Genomic DNA, 15,977 nt, shown 5'->3' with positions numbered 1-15,977 from the left:
CCTTACCTCTCCGTCTTCAAAGATGCCGTCACCGCCGAGGCCGGGGAATGACGGGCCGGATCCAGCTTAAGCGTTTCAATCATCACCCGGCGGGCAATCGGCGCCGCCACGGCAGAGCCGCCGCCGCCGTGCTCAATCACGCAGGCCACCGCGTAGCGCGGGTTATCGTAGGGGGCAAAGCTGACAAACAGCGCATGGTCGCGCCGTTCCCACGGCAGATCCTCGTTTTTGATCACCCCGGTATCCCGTTCCGCCTTGGAAATGCGGCGCACCTGAGCCGTGCCGGTCTTACCGGCCATCTGCCCCAGCTCTTCCGGCAACCGCACCTTCTGCGCCGTCCCGCCGGGGCCGTTCACCACTTCCCACATACCCTGCTGCACGATGGACAGGTGCTGACGGACCACACCAAGGTCTTTGGGAGGCTTCAGATCAGCCGCACTCAGGCGTGGGTCACGGTTGCTCTGACGGACCAGTGTCGGCTTCACCGCCAGCCCGCCATTGGCAATCCGGGCTGTCATGACCGCCAGCTGCAACGGTGTGGTGGTGATGTACCCCTGCCCGATACCGGCCACCAGCGATTCCCCGGCGTGCCAGACGTCATTCATCACCGCCCGCTTCCAGTTGCGGTCCGGGATCAGGCCCCCCTTCTCACCGGGCAGATCAATGCCGGTAACGGAGCCAAGGCCAAAGCGGCGGGCCATGTCGGCAATGCGGTCGATCCCCAGACGGCGGGCTACTTCATAGAAATACACGTCGCAGGAATGCTTCAGGGCGTTGACCATATCAACCGAGCCGTGCCCGCCCTTTTTCCAGCAATGGAACTTGGCATTCCCCAGTTCATAATGACCGGGGCAGGACACCGTCTGTTCCGGCCGGATCACCCCGGCCTCCAGCGCGGCAAGGGCCACCACCATCTTGAAGGTCGACCCCGGCGCGTATTGACCGGCGATCGGCTTGTTCGCCAGCGGCCCCTTCGGATTGCTGACCAGCGTCTTCCACTCCTCGCTGCTCAGGCCCCGGGTGAAAGCATTGGCGTCATAGGCTGGCTGAGATGCCATCGCGAGGACTTCGCCGGTCATGACATCCATCACCACCACGGTGCCGCTTTCCTCGCCGATGGCGTCAGCCGCCACCCGCTGCAGACGGGTATCAATCGACAGGGCCAGCTCAACCCCGGACTCCCCCTCTTCCCGCGACAGTTCACGGATCACGCGGCCGACCGCGTTCACTTCCACCTGGGTATTGCCGCCCTTGCCCCGCAGCACCCGGTCGAACTGACGCTCCACCCCCGCCTTGCCGATACGGAATCCCGGAAGCTGCAACAGCGGATCCGTGCTGTTGGCCAGATCATCTTCTGACACCGACGACACATAGCCCAGAATATGCGAGGTGTTTTCCCCCAGCGGGTAAACCCGGGCCAGACCTTCATCAATCTGCACCCCGGGCAGATCGGGGGCGTTGACCTGCACCGCCGCCATTTCTTCCCACGTCAGGTTTTCACGCACCGGCACCGGCACAAAGCGGCGTTTGCGCTTCAGTTCCCGCATCACGCGGTGGCGGTCGGTCTCGGTCAGGGTGATGATTTTTGCCAGCCGGTCGAGGGTCGCATCCAGCTCCTTCACCTGCTCTGAGACGATCAGAACCCGGAAGTTCTGGTGATTGATCGCCAGAGGCACCCCGAAGCGGTCAACAATCCGCCCGCGTGGTGGCGGCAGCAGACGCAGGTTGATGCGGTTTTCTTCCGCCAGCGTATGATAGCGGTCTGCCTCAATCACCTGCAGGTAATACATGCGGGCGACCAGAGACGACAGCATCAGGGTCTGCGCCCCGCCCAGCAGCACCAAACGGCGGGAAAACAGCTTGCTGAGATCAGCATCGCGGCGGGAATTGCCGAGAGAGGACGACATTCCTTACACCTCCCGCAGAATGGCAAGCTGAAACCGGGCCATGATCCACGCCACCACCGGATAAAACGCCACTGTCATACCATAGGTCGCCAGCACCGCCGCCCCGGACGGAACACTGATCTGCACCAGCGCCACCGCCATCCATTTCGCGACAGCGGCAGCAGCGGCAACCAGCAAAAAGGCCCACCACGTCACGGCAAAGCTCTTCCCCCGGAAAAACTTGGCCTGCGACATCACGATGCCCTGTGTCACCAACAGCGAGATCGGCCCGGCCCCCAGCGGCGTGGCTGCCAGCATATCTTCCAGCAGACCGATCAGAAACACGCTGCCGTATCCCATCAGATCCGGGCGGTAAACCGCCCAGTAATAGACGGAAATCACCGTCAGCATCGGACTGATGCTCATAAAGTCCGGCAGCCGGGTCGGCACCATCGACACCAGCATCAGGATCAGGGTCAGCACCAGCGGCAGCTGATGCCGGGATACCCCGTTCATGCGTTGCCAGAAACTCGGTTGCATGCCTTGTCTTTCCGTCCGTTAACGCCACACCACCCCGCAGGGTCAGCGCAGCTCGCCAGAGGTGGCCGGACGCGACGCGCCGGGGTCGATATCGGTCAACACGCCCATCAGGCCGTAATCGACGATCCGCAGATATTCCAGCTTGTCGCGCTGAAAGTAGGGCTCAACCCGCACATCGCCGTCATCGACCGACGTGACGATCCCGACCGGCAGCCCCGGCGGAAAGGCACCGGCATCGCCGGACGTGGTCACCCGGTCACCCGGCTGCACCCGGACCTGCGAGCGCAGATACAGCAGGCGCGGACGCTCGGTATTATCACCGGCCAGAATCGCTCTGGCCCGGGCATTCCCGACCGAAACCGGAATCCGGCTGTTGATATCGGTCAGCAGCAGGACACGCGATGAACGGTGCCCGGCCTCGATCACGCGGCCAACCAGCCCTTCACCGGAAACGGCGGCCTGTCCCTTTTCCACCAGTTCGCGGGACCCGGCTGTGACCAGCAGAGAATGGGCAAAGGCCCCGCCGGTATCGGCCACCACACGCGCCGTCACAAAGCTGGCGCGGGGGCCGGGAACGAAATTCAGCAGACCCTTGAGGCTGTCATTCTCCGCCTCCAGCAGGCGGGCCGCCGTCTGCCAGCGCAGCAAGCGGGCGTTTTCATCACGCAGACGGCTGTTTTCTTCGCGGATCGCCGTCAGTTCACGCAGATTATCCATGACGGCGGAAACCGTGGAAGCAGGCTGCGACAACAGACTGGCCACCGGCGTCACCGCATCGGACATGAAGGTCCGCACCCGCTCCACCAGCATGGTGTCGGCCTTGCCGATCAGCATCAGGGCAAAAGATGCCACCACCAGCACGATGAAAGCGAACCGGCTCACCAGCATCCGCAGGTGATTCAACCGGTTTGGATTGGGGGTCGTTTGTTTCACGGAAACCGCAGATCCCAAAAACGTGGATGGAGCCCTGTTCCGGCCCCGGAGCTTTTCCGGGGCATAAGCCGGACTCCCGCGCCGCACACTATACCGTCAATGCCGCCACGAGAAAACCATCACCCCCATGTCCCCCGCCGTTAAAACAGGGGAACCATCGGGAGCAACACCCGAAAACGGCACGGCCCGGGATCCGCATGGATGCGATCCCGGGCCGCCCCAAGGCCAGTGGTCGGACCGGAAATGTGATCCGGTCCAGCCGCTTAGTACATGGAGGTCAGGACGTTCCGCAGCTTCTTCATTTCTTCCAGCGCCCGACCGGTGCCCAGCGCAACGCAGGACAGCGGATCATCAGCGATGGAAACCGGCAGGCCGGTGGAGACACGCAGAACGTAATCAAGGTTCTTCAGCAGGGCGCCCCCGCCGGTCAGCACGATACCCTTGTCGACGATATCTGCAGCCAGTTCCGGGGCGGTGTGTTCCAGCGCCACCTTCACGGCTTCAACGATCTGCGACACCGGCTCGGCAAGGCTCTCGGCGATCTGACGTTCAGAGATGATGAGTTCCTTCGGAACCCCGTTCATCAGGTCACGGCCCTTGATCTCGATGGTGCGGCCTTCGCCTTCGGCCGGCGGGCAGGCGCAGCCGATATCCTTCTTGATCCGCTCGGCAGAGCCTTCGCCGACCAGCAGGTTATGGTTGCGGCGGATGTAAGCGATAATGGCTTCATCCATCTTGTCGCCGCCGACACGCACGCTGCGGGCATACACGATACCACCCAGCGACAGCACGGCCACTTCGGTGGTGCCGCCACCGATGTCAACCACCATGGAGCCGGTCGGCTCGGTCACCGGCAGCCCGGCACCGATGGCAGCGGCCATCGGCTCTTCGATCAGGTAAACACGGCGGGCACCGGCGGCTTCCGCCGATTCCTGAATCGCGCGGCGCTCAACGGCGGTGGACCCGGACGGCACGCAGATGATGACCATCGGGGAGGCAAAGGACCGACGGTTATGCACCTTGCGAATGAAATGCTTGATCATTTCTTCGGCAACTTCGAAGTCGGCGATCACACCGTCGCGGAGCGGGCGAATCGCCTGAATGTTGCCGGGGGTACGGCCCAACATCTGCTTCGCTTCATCACCGACGGCCAGAACCTGCTTCTTGCCCTTCACTTCGGCAATCGCCACGACCGACGGCTCGTTCAAGACGATCCCCCGGCCCTTCACGTAAACCAGCGTGTTAGCGGTACCAAGGTCAATCGCCATATCGGCGGAAAGCCATCCGGTCAGCCTCGAAAACATTATGCCTCACTAAAAGCCTTGGGTCGTTGTACGCCGGCGCTGGTTTCGGTCCGGCTTTGTTGGGTCGCGATCCTGTCCCCCGGCGGCATCAGGCGTCACCCCTGTCGCCATGACACCGCGGGATGCAACAGGCCCGGAGACACAAAACCCGGACCTGTCACCGTTGCTGTTATCTTCCGGTGCAGCGCGAAACTCAAGCGGAAACGGGGGCCGGAGCCGTCTTTTCGCGCTTGGTCAGCAATTTGTTCAGGGCGGTGACATAGGCACGGGCCGACGCCACCAGCGTATCGGTATCCGCGCCCTGCCCGATCACGGTTTTGCCGTTCTCTTCCAGCCGCACCGTCACCTCGGCCTGCGCGTCAGTCCCCCCGGTCACGGCATGCACCTGATAGAGCTGCAGCCGGGCTTCATGCGGGAACAGCGCACGGATTGCCTTAAAGGTGGCGTCAACCGGCCCGTCGCCGCTTTCCTCGGCCCGGGCGCTCTGCCCGTCGATTTCCAGCTCCAGCGTGGCCTTCTGCGGGCCCTTCGATCCGGCAATCACTTCCAGAGACTGGAAGCGGATATGGTCGTTGGCGCGGGCCTCATCATCGACAAGGGCGATGATATCTTCGTCGAAGACATCCTTCTTCTTGTCGCACAGATCCTTAAAGCGCTTAAACGCCTCGTTCAGGGCATTATCGCCCAGCTCATAGCCCAGTTGCTTCAGCTTATCGCGGAAGGCATGACGCCCCGAATGCTTGCCCATCACCAGAGACGACCGGCTGAGGCCGACGCTCTCCGGGGTCATGATCTCGTAGGTGGCGGCATTTTTCAGAACGCCGTCCTGATGAATGCCGGACTCATGGGCGAAAGCATTGGCCCCGACAATCGCCTTGTTCGGCTGCACCACGAACCCGGTGACGGTCGAAACCAGCTTGGAAGCCCGGGTGATCGCCTCGGTCCGGATACCGGTGGTGAACGGCATGGCATCGTTGCGGGTACGCAGCGCCATGACGATCTCTTCCAGCGCCGCATTCCCGGCCCGTTCCCCCAGACCGTTGATGGTGCATTCAATCTGGCGTGCCCCGGACCGGACCGCCGCCAGAGAGTTGGCAACCGCCAGCCCGAGGTCATTATGACAGTGCACCGAAAGAATCGCCTGATCGATGTTCGGCACCCGGTTGATCAGCATGGCGATCAGCGCGGCATACTCATCCGGCACCGCATAGCCGACGGTGTCAGGGATATTGATGGTCCGCGCCCCGGCGGCAATCGCGGTTTCCACACAGCGGCACAGGAAGTCATGCTCGGTGCGGGAGCCGTCTTCCGCCGACCATTCAACATCGTCCACCAGATTGCGGGCCAGCGACACGCTGTCGTGAATCGCCTGCACAACCGCATCAGGCTCCATCTGCAGCTTGTACTTCATGTGCAGCGGGCTGGTGGAAATAAAGGTATGGATCCGCGACAGTTCCGCCGGGCGGACTGCTTCGGCGCAGCGCTCGATATCGGCGCGCACGGCCCGGGCCAGACCGGCGATGCGGCTTTTCTTCACCACCTTCGCCACGGCGTTGACCGCCTCGAAGTCACCTGCCGAGGCAATCGGGAACCCGGCCTCGATCACGTCGACACCCATATCTTCCAGCGTCTGGGCAATCCGGACCTTTTCGTCCAGATTCATCGATGCGCCGGGCGATTGCTCGCCATCCCGCAGGGTGGTGTCGAAAATGATAACCCGGTTCTGTTCCATAACACTCGGCCTGCTGATCAGATGGGAAAAGGCGGCGGGTGGCATCACGGCACCGCAGACGGAGTAAAGTCGTCGCCGGACCGGGCCGAGTCAAGCCCCGATCACATGCAATCCGCTAACCACATGGGGTTGCGAAACCGCGATCAGACCTTATCCTGAAGAGACTTATCTTTTCAGGATCTGTCGATGCTCTCCCAGTCTCCGCCCTCCCGCCCGGGGGACAAACTGCCAGTCTTTGCCGTGCTGACCGATACGGCCACCCTGTTGCAGGCCCATGCCCGGCTGGTGCTGACCATTACCCTGCCGACAGCGGTGATGATGCTGGGGGCAACACTGGCCGAGGCCGCCGGGACCAGCGACTTTGTACAGCAGGTGTTTTTTATCGTCGGCCTGTGGCTGGGGGTCGGGGCCACGGTGCAGCAGGTGCGGGTGGGGGCGTTTGGCCCCGGTGGCGTGCCGGACCCGAAGAATGACCCGTTCCGTGTCGGCAAGCGCGAAGTACAGGTGTTTCTGGCCATGCTGGCCATCCTTGCCCTGCCGCTGGGCATGACCCATCTGGCGGCCCAGCAGGCCGGAACCGGCACCGGGGCCAGCAGCCTGATCCTGCTGCTGGCATCCCCCCTGCTGCTGTTGCTGGGAATGCGGCTGTTCGTGATCATGGCCGCCTGCGCCTGCGACCACCCCGACCCGATCCGCGCCGGCTGGCATTACGGTCAGGGCAACAGCTGGCGGCTTGCCGGTATCGCCCTGCTCATCTCAATCACTTTTATGCTGATCTTGATGGTGGTTCTGGCCTTTGCCACCGGCTTCGCGCCCAAAGCGGCAGAAGGCGGGGTCGCAACCGTCGGTACGGTGATCGCACAGTGCCTTGTCACCATCGCCCAGCTGGCGGTCACAGCGTTTGCCAATATGGCCTGGGGCGTCACCCTGCGGCGCCTGATCAGCATCCGGCCACACCGGATCGACACCGAGGTGTGATCCCCGGCAGTGTGATTCCCGGTGCCCTCCGTGCTGCCTGCGGCGGTCACTTCAGCAGAAAGACCGCCGCAAACCCACCGACCAGCAGGGTCAACCCGCCCCAGAACACCTTATAGAAATGCCGGTCCATGATCGCGCGGGCCTGCGGGCCGAAGGTCTTGAACAGCCACGCCACCACGAAAAACCGCGCCCCCCGGGTCAGAGCGCTGGCGATAACGAACACCAGCAAATTCATATCCGCCACGCCGCTGGCGATGGTCACCAGCTTGAAGGGGATCGGCGTCAGGCCCTTGGCAACGATGATCCACGCCCCGTAATCAGCGAAACCCTGCCGGAACGTCTCAAACGCCCCCTGCAGCTTATACAGTTCGATGATCGGTTTGCCGATCCACTCATACAGGCCAGAGCCGATGGCATAACCCAGAAGCCCCCCAAGGACGGACATCACCGTACACCACAGGGCAGCCCGCATCGCCCGGTGGGGGGTTGAGAGCGCGATGGCGATCAGAATCGGATCGGGCGGAACCGGAAAAAACGAAGCCTCGGTGAAAGAGACACCGCCAAGGGCCTTCATGGCGTGCCGCCCCTCGGCCAGCCGCAGGGTAGCATCATAAAGGCGGCGCATCAGACCGGGGCGCGGAGTATCAGAGGCAGGCATCTCAGTCATCGAACAGGGTTCCTGTTTCGCGAAAGCATAACGGAGGCGGACACTACCGGATCCGCCCCCGACACGTCAAACAGACCGCAGACCAGCCGGTCAGCGGGACAATCCGGCGGCGACCTCAGCCAGCCGGGAGAAGGGGTCAGCATCCCCCGGCAGGGTCAGCGCCCCGGCCCGGCGGACCCCATCCCGGCCAAAACGTTCCCGCACAAATTCCAGCAGCCAGTCCTCTCCCTGCGTCCGGCGCCGGGCCTCCCGCAGCGGCTGCTGCGCCTGTGCGTGCGCATCGATGGTCTCAATCGCCTCGTCCAGACCCTCGCCCCGCATCGAGGACACCAGCAGCACCGGGATCTCCCAGCCGCCTTCCTGTTCTGACAGCGACAGGGCCCCTTCGACATCGGCCCGGGCCCGGCGGGCCTCGCGCTCCATGTCCGCCTTGGTGACCAGCACGATATGCGGGATTTCGGCAATCCCGGCCTTCATGAACTGCAGGCTGTCGCCTGATCCCGGCTGAACACAGAAGATCACCGTATCGGCCACCCGGACCACATCGGTTTCTGACTGCCCGACGCCGACCGTTTCAATCAGCACCACATCATACAGGGCCCGCATCAGCACCATGGCCCCGACGGTCAGCTCCGCCAGACCGCCAAGGCGGTCCCGCGCGGCCATCGAGCGGACAAAAATCCCCTGATCCTCGGGGTCGGTGCTCAGGCGGGTCCGGTCGCCCAGCAGGGCCCCGCCGGAGCGCCGCGACGACGGATCAACCGCAATCACCCCCACCGTGCGGCCCCGCTGCCGCCAGCCGGTAATCAGGGCATTCAACAATGTGGATTTGCCGACTCCCGGCGGACCGGTGATGCCGACCACATGGGCCCGGGGCTGGCGATAGGCTTCCGCCAGCAGGGCCACCGTTTCCGGGGCCTCCGGCTTTGCCTCAATCTGGGCCAGCGCCCGGGCAAGGGCGGCCTTTCCGCCACCCTTCAGCCCGTCGAGCGTCATCTTACTTCTGCCCTTCCGCCGCCTTGCCCAGCGCCGCCTGAGCTGCCGCCAGACGGGCAATCGGCACCCGGAACGGTGAGCAGGAAACGTAATCCAGACCGGTCTGTTCGCAGAAATGGATCGATGCCGGGTCCCCGCCATGTTCACCGCAGATGCCCAGCTTCAGCCCGGCACGGGTCTTCCGGCCCCGCTCAGCGGCAATCTGCACCAGTTCCCCGACCCCATCCTGATCGAGCGAAGCGAACGGGTCTTTTTCATAGATCCCCTTCCGCTGATAGGTCTCGAGGAAGTGCGCCGAGTCATCGCGGGAAATGCCCAGCGTGGTCTGGGTCAGGTCATTGGTGCCAAAGCTGAAAAACTCGGCACTTTCGGCGATTTCCCCGGCGCGCAGGGCGGCCCGCGGCAGCTCAATCATGGTGCCGACCGCATATTCCAGCGTCACGCCGGTTTCCCCGAACACCTTACCGGCAGCCGCATCGACCACGGCCTTCATCAGGTCCAGCTCGCGGCGGGTCGCCACCAGCGGAATCATGATTTCCGGCACCACGGTCTGCCCAGTGGCCTTCGAGACCTGCACCGCCGCCTCGAAGATGGCGATCGCCTGCATCTCATAGATTTCCGGGTAGGTCACCCCAAGACGGCAGCCACGGTGCCCAAGCATCGGGTTGCTTTCCGACAGGGCGGTGGCGGCAGACCGCACGGCTTTAATATCCACTCCGGCCGCCTCGGCCACCTCGCGCATATCCTCTTCCGTATGCGGCAGGAACTCATGCAGCGGCGGATCCAGCAGGCGGATTGTCACCGGCAGACCCTGCATGATGGTGAACAGCTCGACAAAGTCCTCGCGCTGATACGGCAGCAGCTTTTCAAGGGCCTGACGGCGCCCGGCCTCGTCCTGTGCCAGAATCATCTGGCGGACGTGGATGATACGCTTCGGGTCGAAGAACATATGCTCGGTCCGGCACAGGCCGATACCTTCCGCCCCGAAAGACCGCGCGGTGCGGGCATCGGTCGGGGTTTCAGCATTGGCACGCACCTTCAGGCGGCGCACTGCGTCGGCCCATTCCATCAGGGTACCGAAATCACCGGTCAGCTCCGGCTGGATGGTCGGCACTTCGCCGAAGATCACCTGCCCCGAAGACCCGTCAAGGGTGACGGTGTCTCCCTCTTTGATCTCCCGGCCCAGAATGGTCATCACCTTCTCGGCGTAATTGATCCGCACACTGCCCGCCCCGGCAACGCAGGGGCGGCCCATGCCACGCGCCACCACGGCGGCGTGACTGGTCATGCCACCACGGGAGGTCAAAATCCCTTCCGCCACATGCATGCCGCCAATATCTTCCGGGCTGGTCTCGATGCGGACCAGAATCACCTTCTCCCCCCGGCGGGCCCAGTCTTCGGCGTCCTCAGCGGTAAACACCACCCGCCCGGAAGCCGCCCCCGGGCTGGCAGGCAGGCCGGTGGTCAGGATGGTGCGCGGGGCGTTGGGATCCAGCATCGGATGCAGCAGCTGATCCAGCTGGGCCGGATCAACACGCAGCACCGCTTCCTGATGAGAAATCAACCCTTCATGGGCAAAGTCGATGGCAATCTTCAGGGCGGCGGCAGAGGTGCGCTTGCCATTGCGGGTCTGGAGCATCCACAGCTTGTTGCGCTGGATGGTGAATTCCATGTCCTGCATGTCGCGGTAGTGCTTTTCAAGCACATGGCGAATGCGGTCAAGCTCAACGAACATCTCCGGCATGGCTTCTTCCATCGCCGGCAGCGTGGAATGGTTGCGGTCCTTGCCGATCACGGTCAGATGCTGCGGAGTCCGGATCCCCGCCACAACATCTTCGCCCTGCGCGTTGATCAGATACTCGCCGTAAAACACGTTTTCGCCGGTTGACGGATCACGGGTGAAGGCGACACCGGTGGCGCAGTCATCCCCCATATTGCCAAACACCATCGCCTGCACGTTAACGGCGGTGCCCCAGCTTTCCGGGATGTCGTGCAGACGGCGGTAGGTGATCGCCCGCTGGTTCATCCAGCTGGAGAACACGGCACCGACCGCGCCCCACAGCTGTTCCCGCGGATCATCGGGGAACGGACGGCCAAGCTTTTCCTGCACCTTGCCTTTATAGGCCCCGACCAGTTCCTTCCAGTCATCGGCCTGCAGCTCGGTATCAAGATCATAGCCACGGTCAGACTTCAGTTCTTCCAGCAGCTCTTCAAAGTGATGGTGGTCAATGCCCAGCACCACGTCGGAATACATCTGGATGAACCGGCGGTAGCTGTCCCAGCCGAAACGGGCATCGCCGGAGGATGCAATCAGACCGGCAACGGTGACATCGTTCAGGCCGAGGTTGAGAACGGTATCCATCATCCCCGGCATCGACGCCCGGGCCCCGGACCGCACAGAGACCAGCAGCGGATTCTTCGCATCGCCGAACCCGGCCCCCATGATCTGTTCGATATGGGCAATCCCGGCCTCAACCGCCGCCGTCAGCTCCACCGGATACTGGCGGCCGTTGGCATAGTAGTGGGTGCAGACTTCGGTCGTGATGGTAAACCCGGCGGGCACCGGCAGGCCGATTGCTGACATTTCAGCAAGGTTGGCACCCTTCCCCCCCAGAAGGTTCTTCATCTCGGCCCGCCCTTCGGCACGACCGTCTCCGAATGTATAAACCCACTTGGACATGTCTGTTTCCTCATTAGAGCATCGGACGCAAAAGTGGACTCCGGCTTTGCGTAAACCGATGCGACACATCAAATCTTCAGGCTCTTCCCGCTGAAGAGGCCCTCAGCCGGAGGGGCCTGAAGCTGGCCTTAGGGCAGCGCCCCACAACGGAAGACCGGGCCGGTACGCCCGGCTTCTTTACATCCATCCGGGCACCGCAGCGGCCCCCGGATGGAACAATGGCCGGGACACACCGCCCCGGCCATCAGACCTTATCCCTCGACTTTGGCGAAGTCGGCAATCGGCCCCATCACCGCGCCAATGGCCGACAGCAGCCTCAGGCGGTTGCGGCGCAGGGCAGGATCCTCAGCGTTGACCGTCACCTTTTCGAAGAAGGCATCGACCGGGCCGCGCAGGCCGCTCAGCGCCGTCATCGCCGCTTCGAAGTCTTCCGCCGACAGGGCTGCCGTCACCTGCGGGGTAATTGCCGACAGGGTGGCGTGCAGGGCCTTTTCCTCGTCCTGCGTCAGCACGGTGGCATCCACCGTGCCGTCATGCGGGCCATCCTTCTTGTCTTCAATACGGACGATGTTCATCGCCCGGCGATAGGCGGCCAGCAGGTTGGCACCGTCTTCGCTGCCCAGCAGGCCGGACAGGGCCTGTACCCGCTTCAGCAGGCGGACGAGATCATCTTCGCCCCCCAGCGCGAACACCGCCGAGATCAGATCGTGGCGGACGCCCTGCTCCTTCAGGAACACCTTGAGACGGTCGGCAAAGAAATCCAGCAGATCGCCCGGGATCGCCGCCTTATCGGCGCTGAACGGAGCGGTATGCCCGGCCACAGCGGCAGAGAACACCGGCAGCAGCGGCAGGCGCAGACCGTTTTCCAGAATCAGACGGATCACCCCCAGCGCCGCACGGCGCAGAGCGAACGGGTCTTTCGAGCCGGTCGGCTTTTCGCCGATGCCCCAGAACCCGGCGAGGGTATCAATCTTATCCGCCAGCGCGACACAGACCGACACCGGCGCGGTCGGGCAACGGTCCGACGGGCCGAGCGGGCTGTAGTGATCAGCAATGGCTTCAGCCACCGCCTCGGCCTCGCCATCGTTGCGGGCGTAATAGCGGCCCATCACCCCCTGCAGCTCGGGGAATTCCCCGACCATGCCGGTGGACAGGTCAGCCTTGGCCAGTACCGCCGCCCGGTCCACCTGCGCCGCATCGGCACCGATGGCCCCGGCGATCACCGCCGCCAGAGCCCGGATCCGCTCAACTTTTTCAAAGTCGGTGCCCAGTCTGGCGTGGAAAATTCGCTCCTTTAGCTTTTCCACCCGGCTGTCGAGGCGCTGCTTCCGGTCCTGATCCCAGAAGAACTTGGCATCGGACAGACGGGCCCGCAGGACGCGTTCATTCCCGGCGATGATCCGGGCGCCGTTGTCGTCGGTGATCATGTTCGACACGACGATAAAGTACGGGGCCAGCGTACCGTCGGCATTGAGGGTGGAGAAGTACTTCTGGTGGGCGCGCATGGAGGTGGACAGCACCTCGCCCGGCACATCCATGAAGGCGTCGTCGATGCGGCCCATCAGCAGCACCGGCCACTCGACCAGTCCGGCGACCTCGCGCAGCAGCCCCTCATCGGGCTTTACGGTGACGCCCTTGCCGGACGCAAGGCGGATCGCCTCTCCGGCAATCAGCTCCATCCGCTCTTCCGGATCGAGACGGACCTTGGCACCGCGCAGACCGGCGGCATACTCCTCAAAGCCGGTGACGGAAAAGGTTTCCGGCCCATGGAAGCGGTGGCCCCGGGTGGTGCTGCCCGCGACACGGTTGGCAAACGCCACCGGCACCACCTGATCGCCGAACAGGCACAGAATCGACTGCAGCGGACGGACCCACCGCTGCGGCTTATCCGCCCAGCGCATGGATTTCGGCCACGGGAAGGCGGCCAGCGCGCCTTCGATCACATCCTTCAGCACCTCGACCGTCGGACGGCCCTTGGTCTCGACGGTGACGAACAGGAAGGTCCCCTTCGGAGTTTCGCGGCGTTCGCACTGATCCAGCGTGACGTTATTGGCGGTCAGGAAGCCCTGCAGCGCCTTTTCCGGCGCATCGGCGCGCGGGCCCCGGCGTTCTTCCGACACATCCGGGGTCGCATCCGGCAGCCCGTCGAGGGTCAGCACCAGACGGCGCGGGGTGACATAAGTCTTGCCCGCCAGCCCGTCGAACCCGGCTTTAGCCAGCCCGTCGCGGACCAGACGGTCCAGCGCCTCGGCGGCACCGGCCTGCATCCGGGCAGGGATTTCTTCAGACAGCAGTTCCAGCAGCAGAGATTTGGTCATTGGTCTTATCCTTCCGCCTGCTGATCGAGATGGCCGCGCGCGGCCAGCCAGCCTTCACAGCATCCCTTGGCCAGCGCCCGCACCCGACCGATATAGGCTGCGCGTTCGGTGACGGAGATGACGCCGCGGGCGTCCAGCAGGTTAAAGCGGTGCGATGCCTTGATGCACTGGTCATAGGCGGGCAGCGGCAGCCCCGCCTTCAGCAGCGACTGACATTCAGCCTCGGCATCCTTGAAGTGCTGCAGCAGCATATCGGTGTCGGCATGGCTGAAATTGTGGTGGGAGTATTCGACCTCGGCCTGCTTGAACACATCGCCGTACGTCACGCCCTGACCGTTGAAATCAAGATCATAGACGTTTTCAACACCCTGAATGTACATGGCCAGACGTTCCAGCCCGTAAGTGATTTCCGCCGGGACCGGATTACATTCAAAGCCGCCGACCTGCTGGAAGTAGGTGAACTGGGTGACTTCCATGCCGTCACACCACACTTCCCAGCCAAGGCCCCAGGCCCCCAGCGTCGGGCTTTCCCAGTCATCCTCAACAAAGCGGATATCATGCTGCAGCGGATCAATCCCCAGCGCCCGCAGAGAGTCGAGGTACAGCTCCTGAATATTTTCAGGCGACGGCTTCATGATCACCTGAAACTGGTAATAGTGCTGAAGCCGGTTGGGATTTTCGCCATAACGGCCATCGGTCGGGCGACGCGACGGCTGCACATAGGCCGCGTTCCAGCGCTCTGGACCCAGTGCCCGCAGGGTGGTGGCCGGGTGGAAGGTCCCCGCCCCCACTTCCATGTCATAAGGCTGCAGGATCACGCATCCCTGATCCGCCCAGAACTGCTGGAGCGTCAGGATCAGCTGCTGAAAACTCTTCGGCTTGGCATCGGCCATGGAGACGGTTCCGTCTGACTGGATATGAAGACAATAAAGACTGGGCTGAAAGCTAGCCGCCCGCCCCCCGGTCCGTCAACTTAGGAACGCCACCGCCCACCCGCAGAATCTGTTCGGCTTCCGGGGTAAAGGTGCCGTCAGCGCGGTGCAGCACCACGCCCGGGTGCAGGGTCAGCGGGGCGCGGCTGCCCTTGCGCCCGGTCACCAGCACCCGCTTTGCCGCCACTCCGGCTTTCGGCCACAGGGGGATCACCGTCAGGGCACCGATCTTACCGTCCGCTGACAGCGCCGCCAGAATATCCCCGGCGCGGTCAGCCCGGTGGACTATGGCAAGCTGCCCCTGCGGGGCCAGACACCGCACACAGAAAGATAGCCACCGCGCCAGCGGGACCGCTTCCATATGCGCTCCGGCCCGTCCGGCTTCCCGCGGGGAAGTCCCGGGGCCATGATACGGGGGATTGGTGATCACCCAGTCAAAAGCGCTGCCCGGCACCGGGGCCGGACGGGCGGTGACATCGCCTTCGATCACCTCGGCCCGCCCGGTCCAGCCGTTGACGGTCAGCATCCGGCGGGCCAGCGCCGCATGGGGGGGATGAAGTTCCAGCCCGGCACCCGTCATACTGGGACAACGGGACAGCACACAGCCCAGTGCCGCCCCGGTGCCGACGCCAACATCCAGCACCCGGCCCTGCGCCTCTTCCGGCACACAGGCTGCCAGCAGCACCGGGTCAATCGCCACCCGGTAACCGTCCGCCGGTTGCAGCAACCGGAACCGCCCCGCCAGCAAAGCGGTTTCCGTCACCCCGGAGTCGTCAGCGGTATCAGCCATGGACCTTCATGAAATCCGAGCAGACCCGCCGCGCCTGTTGTTCCTGATCGGCATGGACCATCAGCCGCCGGGCCACCAGCCCGGTACAGCCCAGCGCCGTGCTGGAACAGTCATCGAGAATCACCGTATCGATGCGGTTGACCGTCAGCTCAACTTCCAGTGCGGAGAGCAGGACCACATCATTGGTTCGCAGAATTTCGATCATGCCCGCTCCTCCTCAT

Annotated in this window: 13 protein-coding genes; 1 reads left to right on the top strand and 12 read right to left on the bottom strand. The window is 63.6% G+C overall.

Annotated features, from left to right (window positions below; genetic code table 11):
• Window positions 1-2: 2 nt before the first annotated feature.
• The 5 genes from mrdA to G365_RS0115760 all read right to left on the bottom strand — a co-directional run bounded on the left by mrdA (window position 3) and on the right by G365_RS0115760 (window position 6,395).
• A complete protein-coding gene (gene mrdA, locus G365_RS0115780) occupies window positions 3-1,907 on the bottom strand; it encodes a penicillin-binding protein 2 (protein ID WP_019646502.1) in 1,905 nt (634 codons plus the stop codon).
• A gap of 3 nt (window positions 1,908-1,910) precedes the next feature.
• Entirely contained in the window at window positions 1,911-2,426 is a 516-nt protein-coding gene (gene mreD / locus G365_RS0115775) for a rod shape-determining protein MreD (protein WP_026345416.1), read from the bottom strand.
• 42 nt (window positions 2,427-2,468) lie between these two features.
• Window positions 2,469-3,314, bottom strand: coding sequence for a rod shape-determining protein MreC (gene mreC / locus G365_RS0115770; protein WP_019646500.1), 846 nt, complete (start codon window positions 3,312-3,314; stop codon window positions 2,469-2,471).
• 308 nt (window positions 3,315-3,622) lie between these two features.
• Complete coding sequence (locus G365_RS0115765; protein WP_026345414.1) at window positions 3,623-4,663, bottom strand: rod shape-determining protein; 1,041 nt, start codon at window positions 4,661-4,663, stop codon at window positions 3,623-3,625.
• Window positions 4,664-4,856: 193 nt separating this feature from the next.
• Complete coding sequence (locus G365_RS0115760; protein WP_019646498.1) at window positions 4,857-6,395, bottom strand: 2-isopropylmalate synthase; 1,539 nt, start codon at window positions 6,393-6,395, stop codon at window positions 4,857-4,859.
• A gap of 186 nt (window positions 6,396-6,581) precedes the next feature.
• Here G365_RS0115760 and G365_RS0115755 point away from each other — a divergent pair, with 186 nt between their 5' ends.
• Entirely contained in the window at window positions 6,582-7,373 is a 792-nt protein-coding gene (locus tag G365_RS0115755) for a hypothetical protein (RefSeq protein WP_019646497.1), read from the top strand.
• Window positions 7,374-7,419: 46 nt separating this feature from the next.
• Here the strand turns inward: G365_RS0115755 and G365_RS0115750 are convergent, their stop codons facing one another.
• The 7 genes from G365_RS0115750 to G365_RS0115720 form a co-directional block, all read right to left on the bottom strand.
• A complete protein-coding gene (locus tag G365_RS0115750; RefSeq protein ID WP_019646496.1) occupies window positions 7,420-8,040 on the bottom strand; it encodes a YqaA family protein in 621 nt (206 codons plus the stop codon).
• A gap of 90 nt (window positions 8,041-8,130) precedes the next feature.
• Window positions 8,131-9,036 carry a methylmalonyl Co-A mutase-associated GTPase MeaB gene (gene meaB / locus G365_RS0115745; RefSeq protein WP_019646495.1) on the bottom strand — a complete coding sequence of 302 codons (906 nt, stop codon included), beginning with the start codon at window positions 9,034-9,036 and terminating at the stop codon, window positions 8,131-8,133.
• Between the two features lies 1 nt (window position 9,037).
• Entirely contained in the window at window positions 9,038-11,716 is a 2,679-nt protein-coding gene (gene ppdK / locus G365_RS0115740; protein WP_019646494.1) for a pyruvate, phosphate dikinase, read from the bottom strand.
• A 251-nt stretch (window positions 11,717-11,967) separates the two neighbouring features.
• Window positions 11,968-14,034, bottom strand: coding sequence for a glycine--tRNA ligase subunit beta (gene glyS, locus G365_RS0115735; RefSeq protein WP_019646493.1), 2,067 nt, complete (start codon window positions 14,032-14,034; stop codon window positions 11,968-11,970).
• A 5-nt stretch (window positions 14,035-14,039) separates the two neighbouring features.
• The gene (locus tag G365_RS0115730) at window positions 14,040-14,927 is read right to left on the bottom strand and encodes a glycine--tRNA ligase subunit alpha (RefSeq protein WP_019646492.1); all 888 of its coding nucleotides are present in this window, start codon (window positions 14,925-14,927) and stop codon (window positions 14,040-14,042) included.
• 52 nt (window positions 14,928-14,979) lie between these two features.
• On the bottom strand, window positions 14,980-15,756 hold the full coding sequence (locus G365_RS0115725; RefSeq protein ID WP_019646491.1) for a tRNA1(Val) (adenine(37)-N6)-methyltransferase: 777 nt from the start codon (window positions 15,754-15,756) through the stop codon (window positions 14,980-14,982).
• The gene (locus tag G365_RS0115720) at window positions 15,749-15,961 is read right to left on the bottom strand and encodes a putative signal transducing protein (RefSeq protein ID WP_019646490.1); all 213 of its coding nucleotides are present in this window, start codon (window positions 15,959-15,961) and stop codon (window positions 15,749-15,751) included. The genes G365_RS0115725 and G365_RS0115720 overlap by 8 nt, the downstream gene beginning before the upstream one ends.
• Window positions 15,962-15,977: the final 16 nt, after the last annotated feature.

The sequence above is a fragment of the Novispirillum itersonii subsp. itersonii ATCC 12639 genome, from assembly GCF_000381985.1.
In the GTDB taxonomy this organism is placed as follows: domain Bacteria; phylum Pseudomonadota; class Alphaproteobacteria; order Rhodospirillales; family Rhodospirillaceae; genus Novispirillum; species Novispirillum itersonii.
Note: the sequence above shows the minus strand (reverse complement) of the source record. Positions and strands in the feature narration are given on the sequence as shown.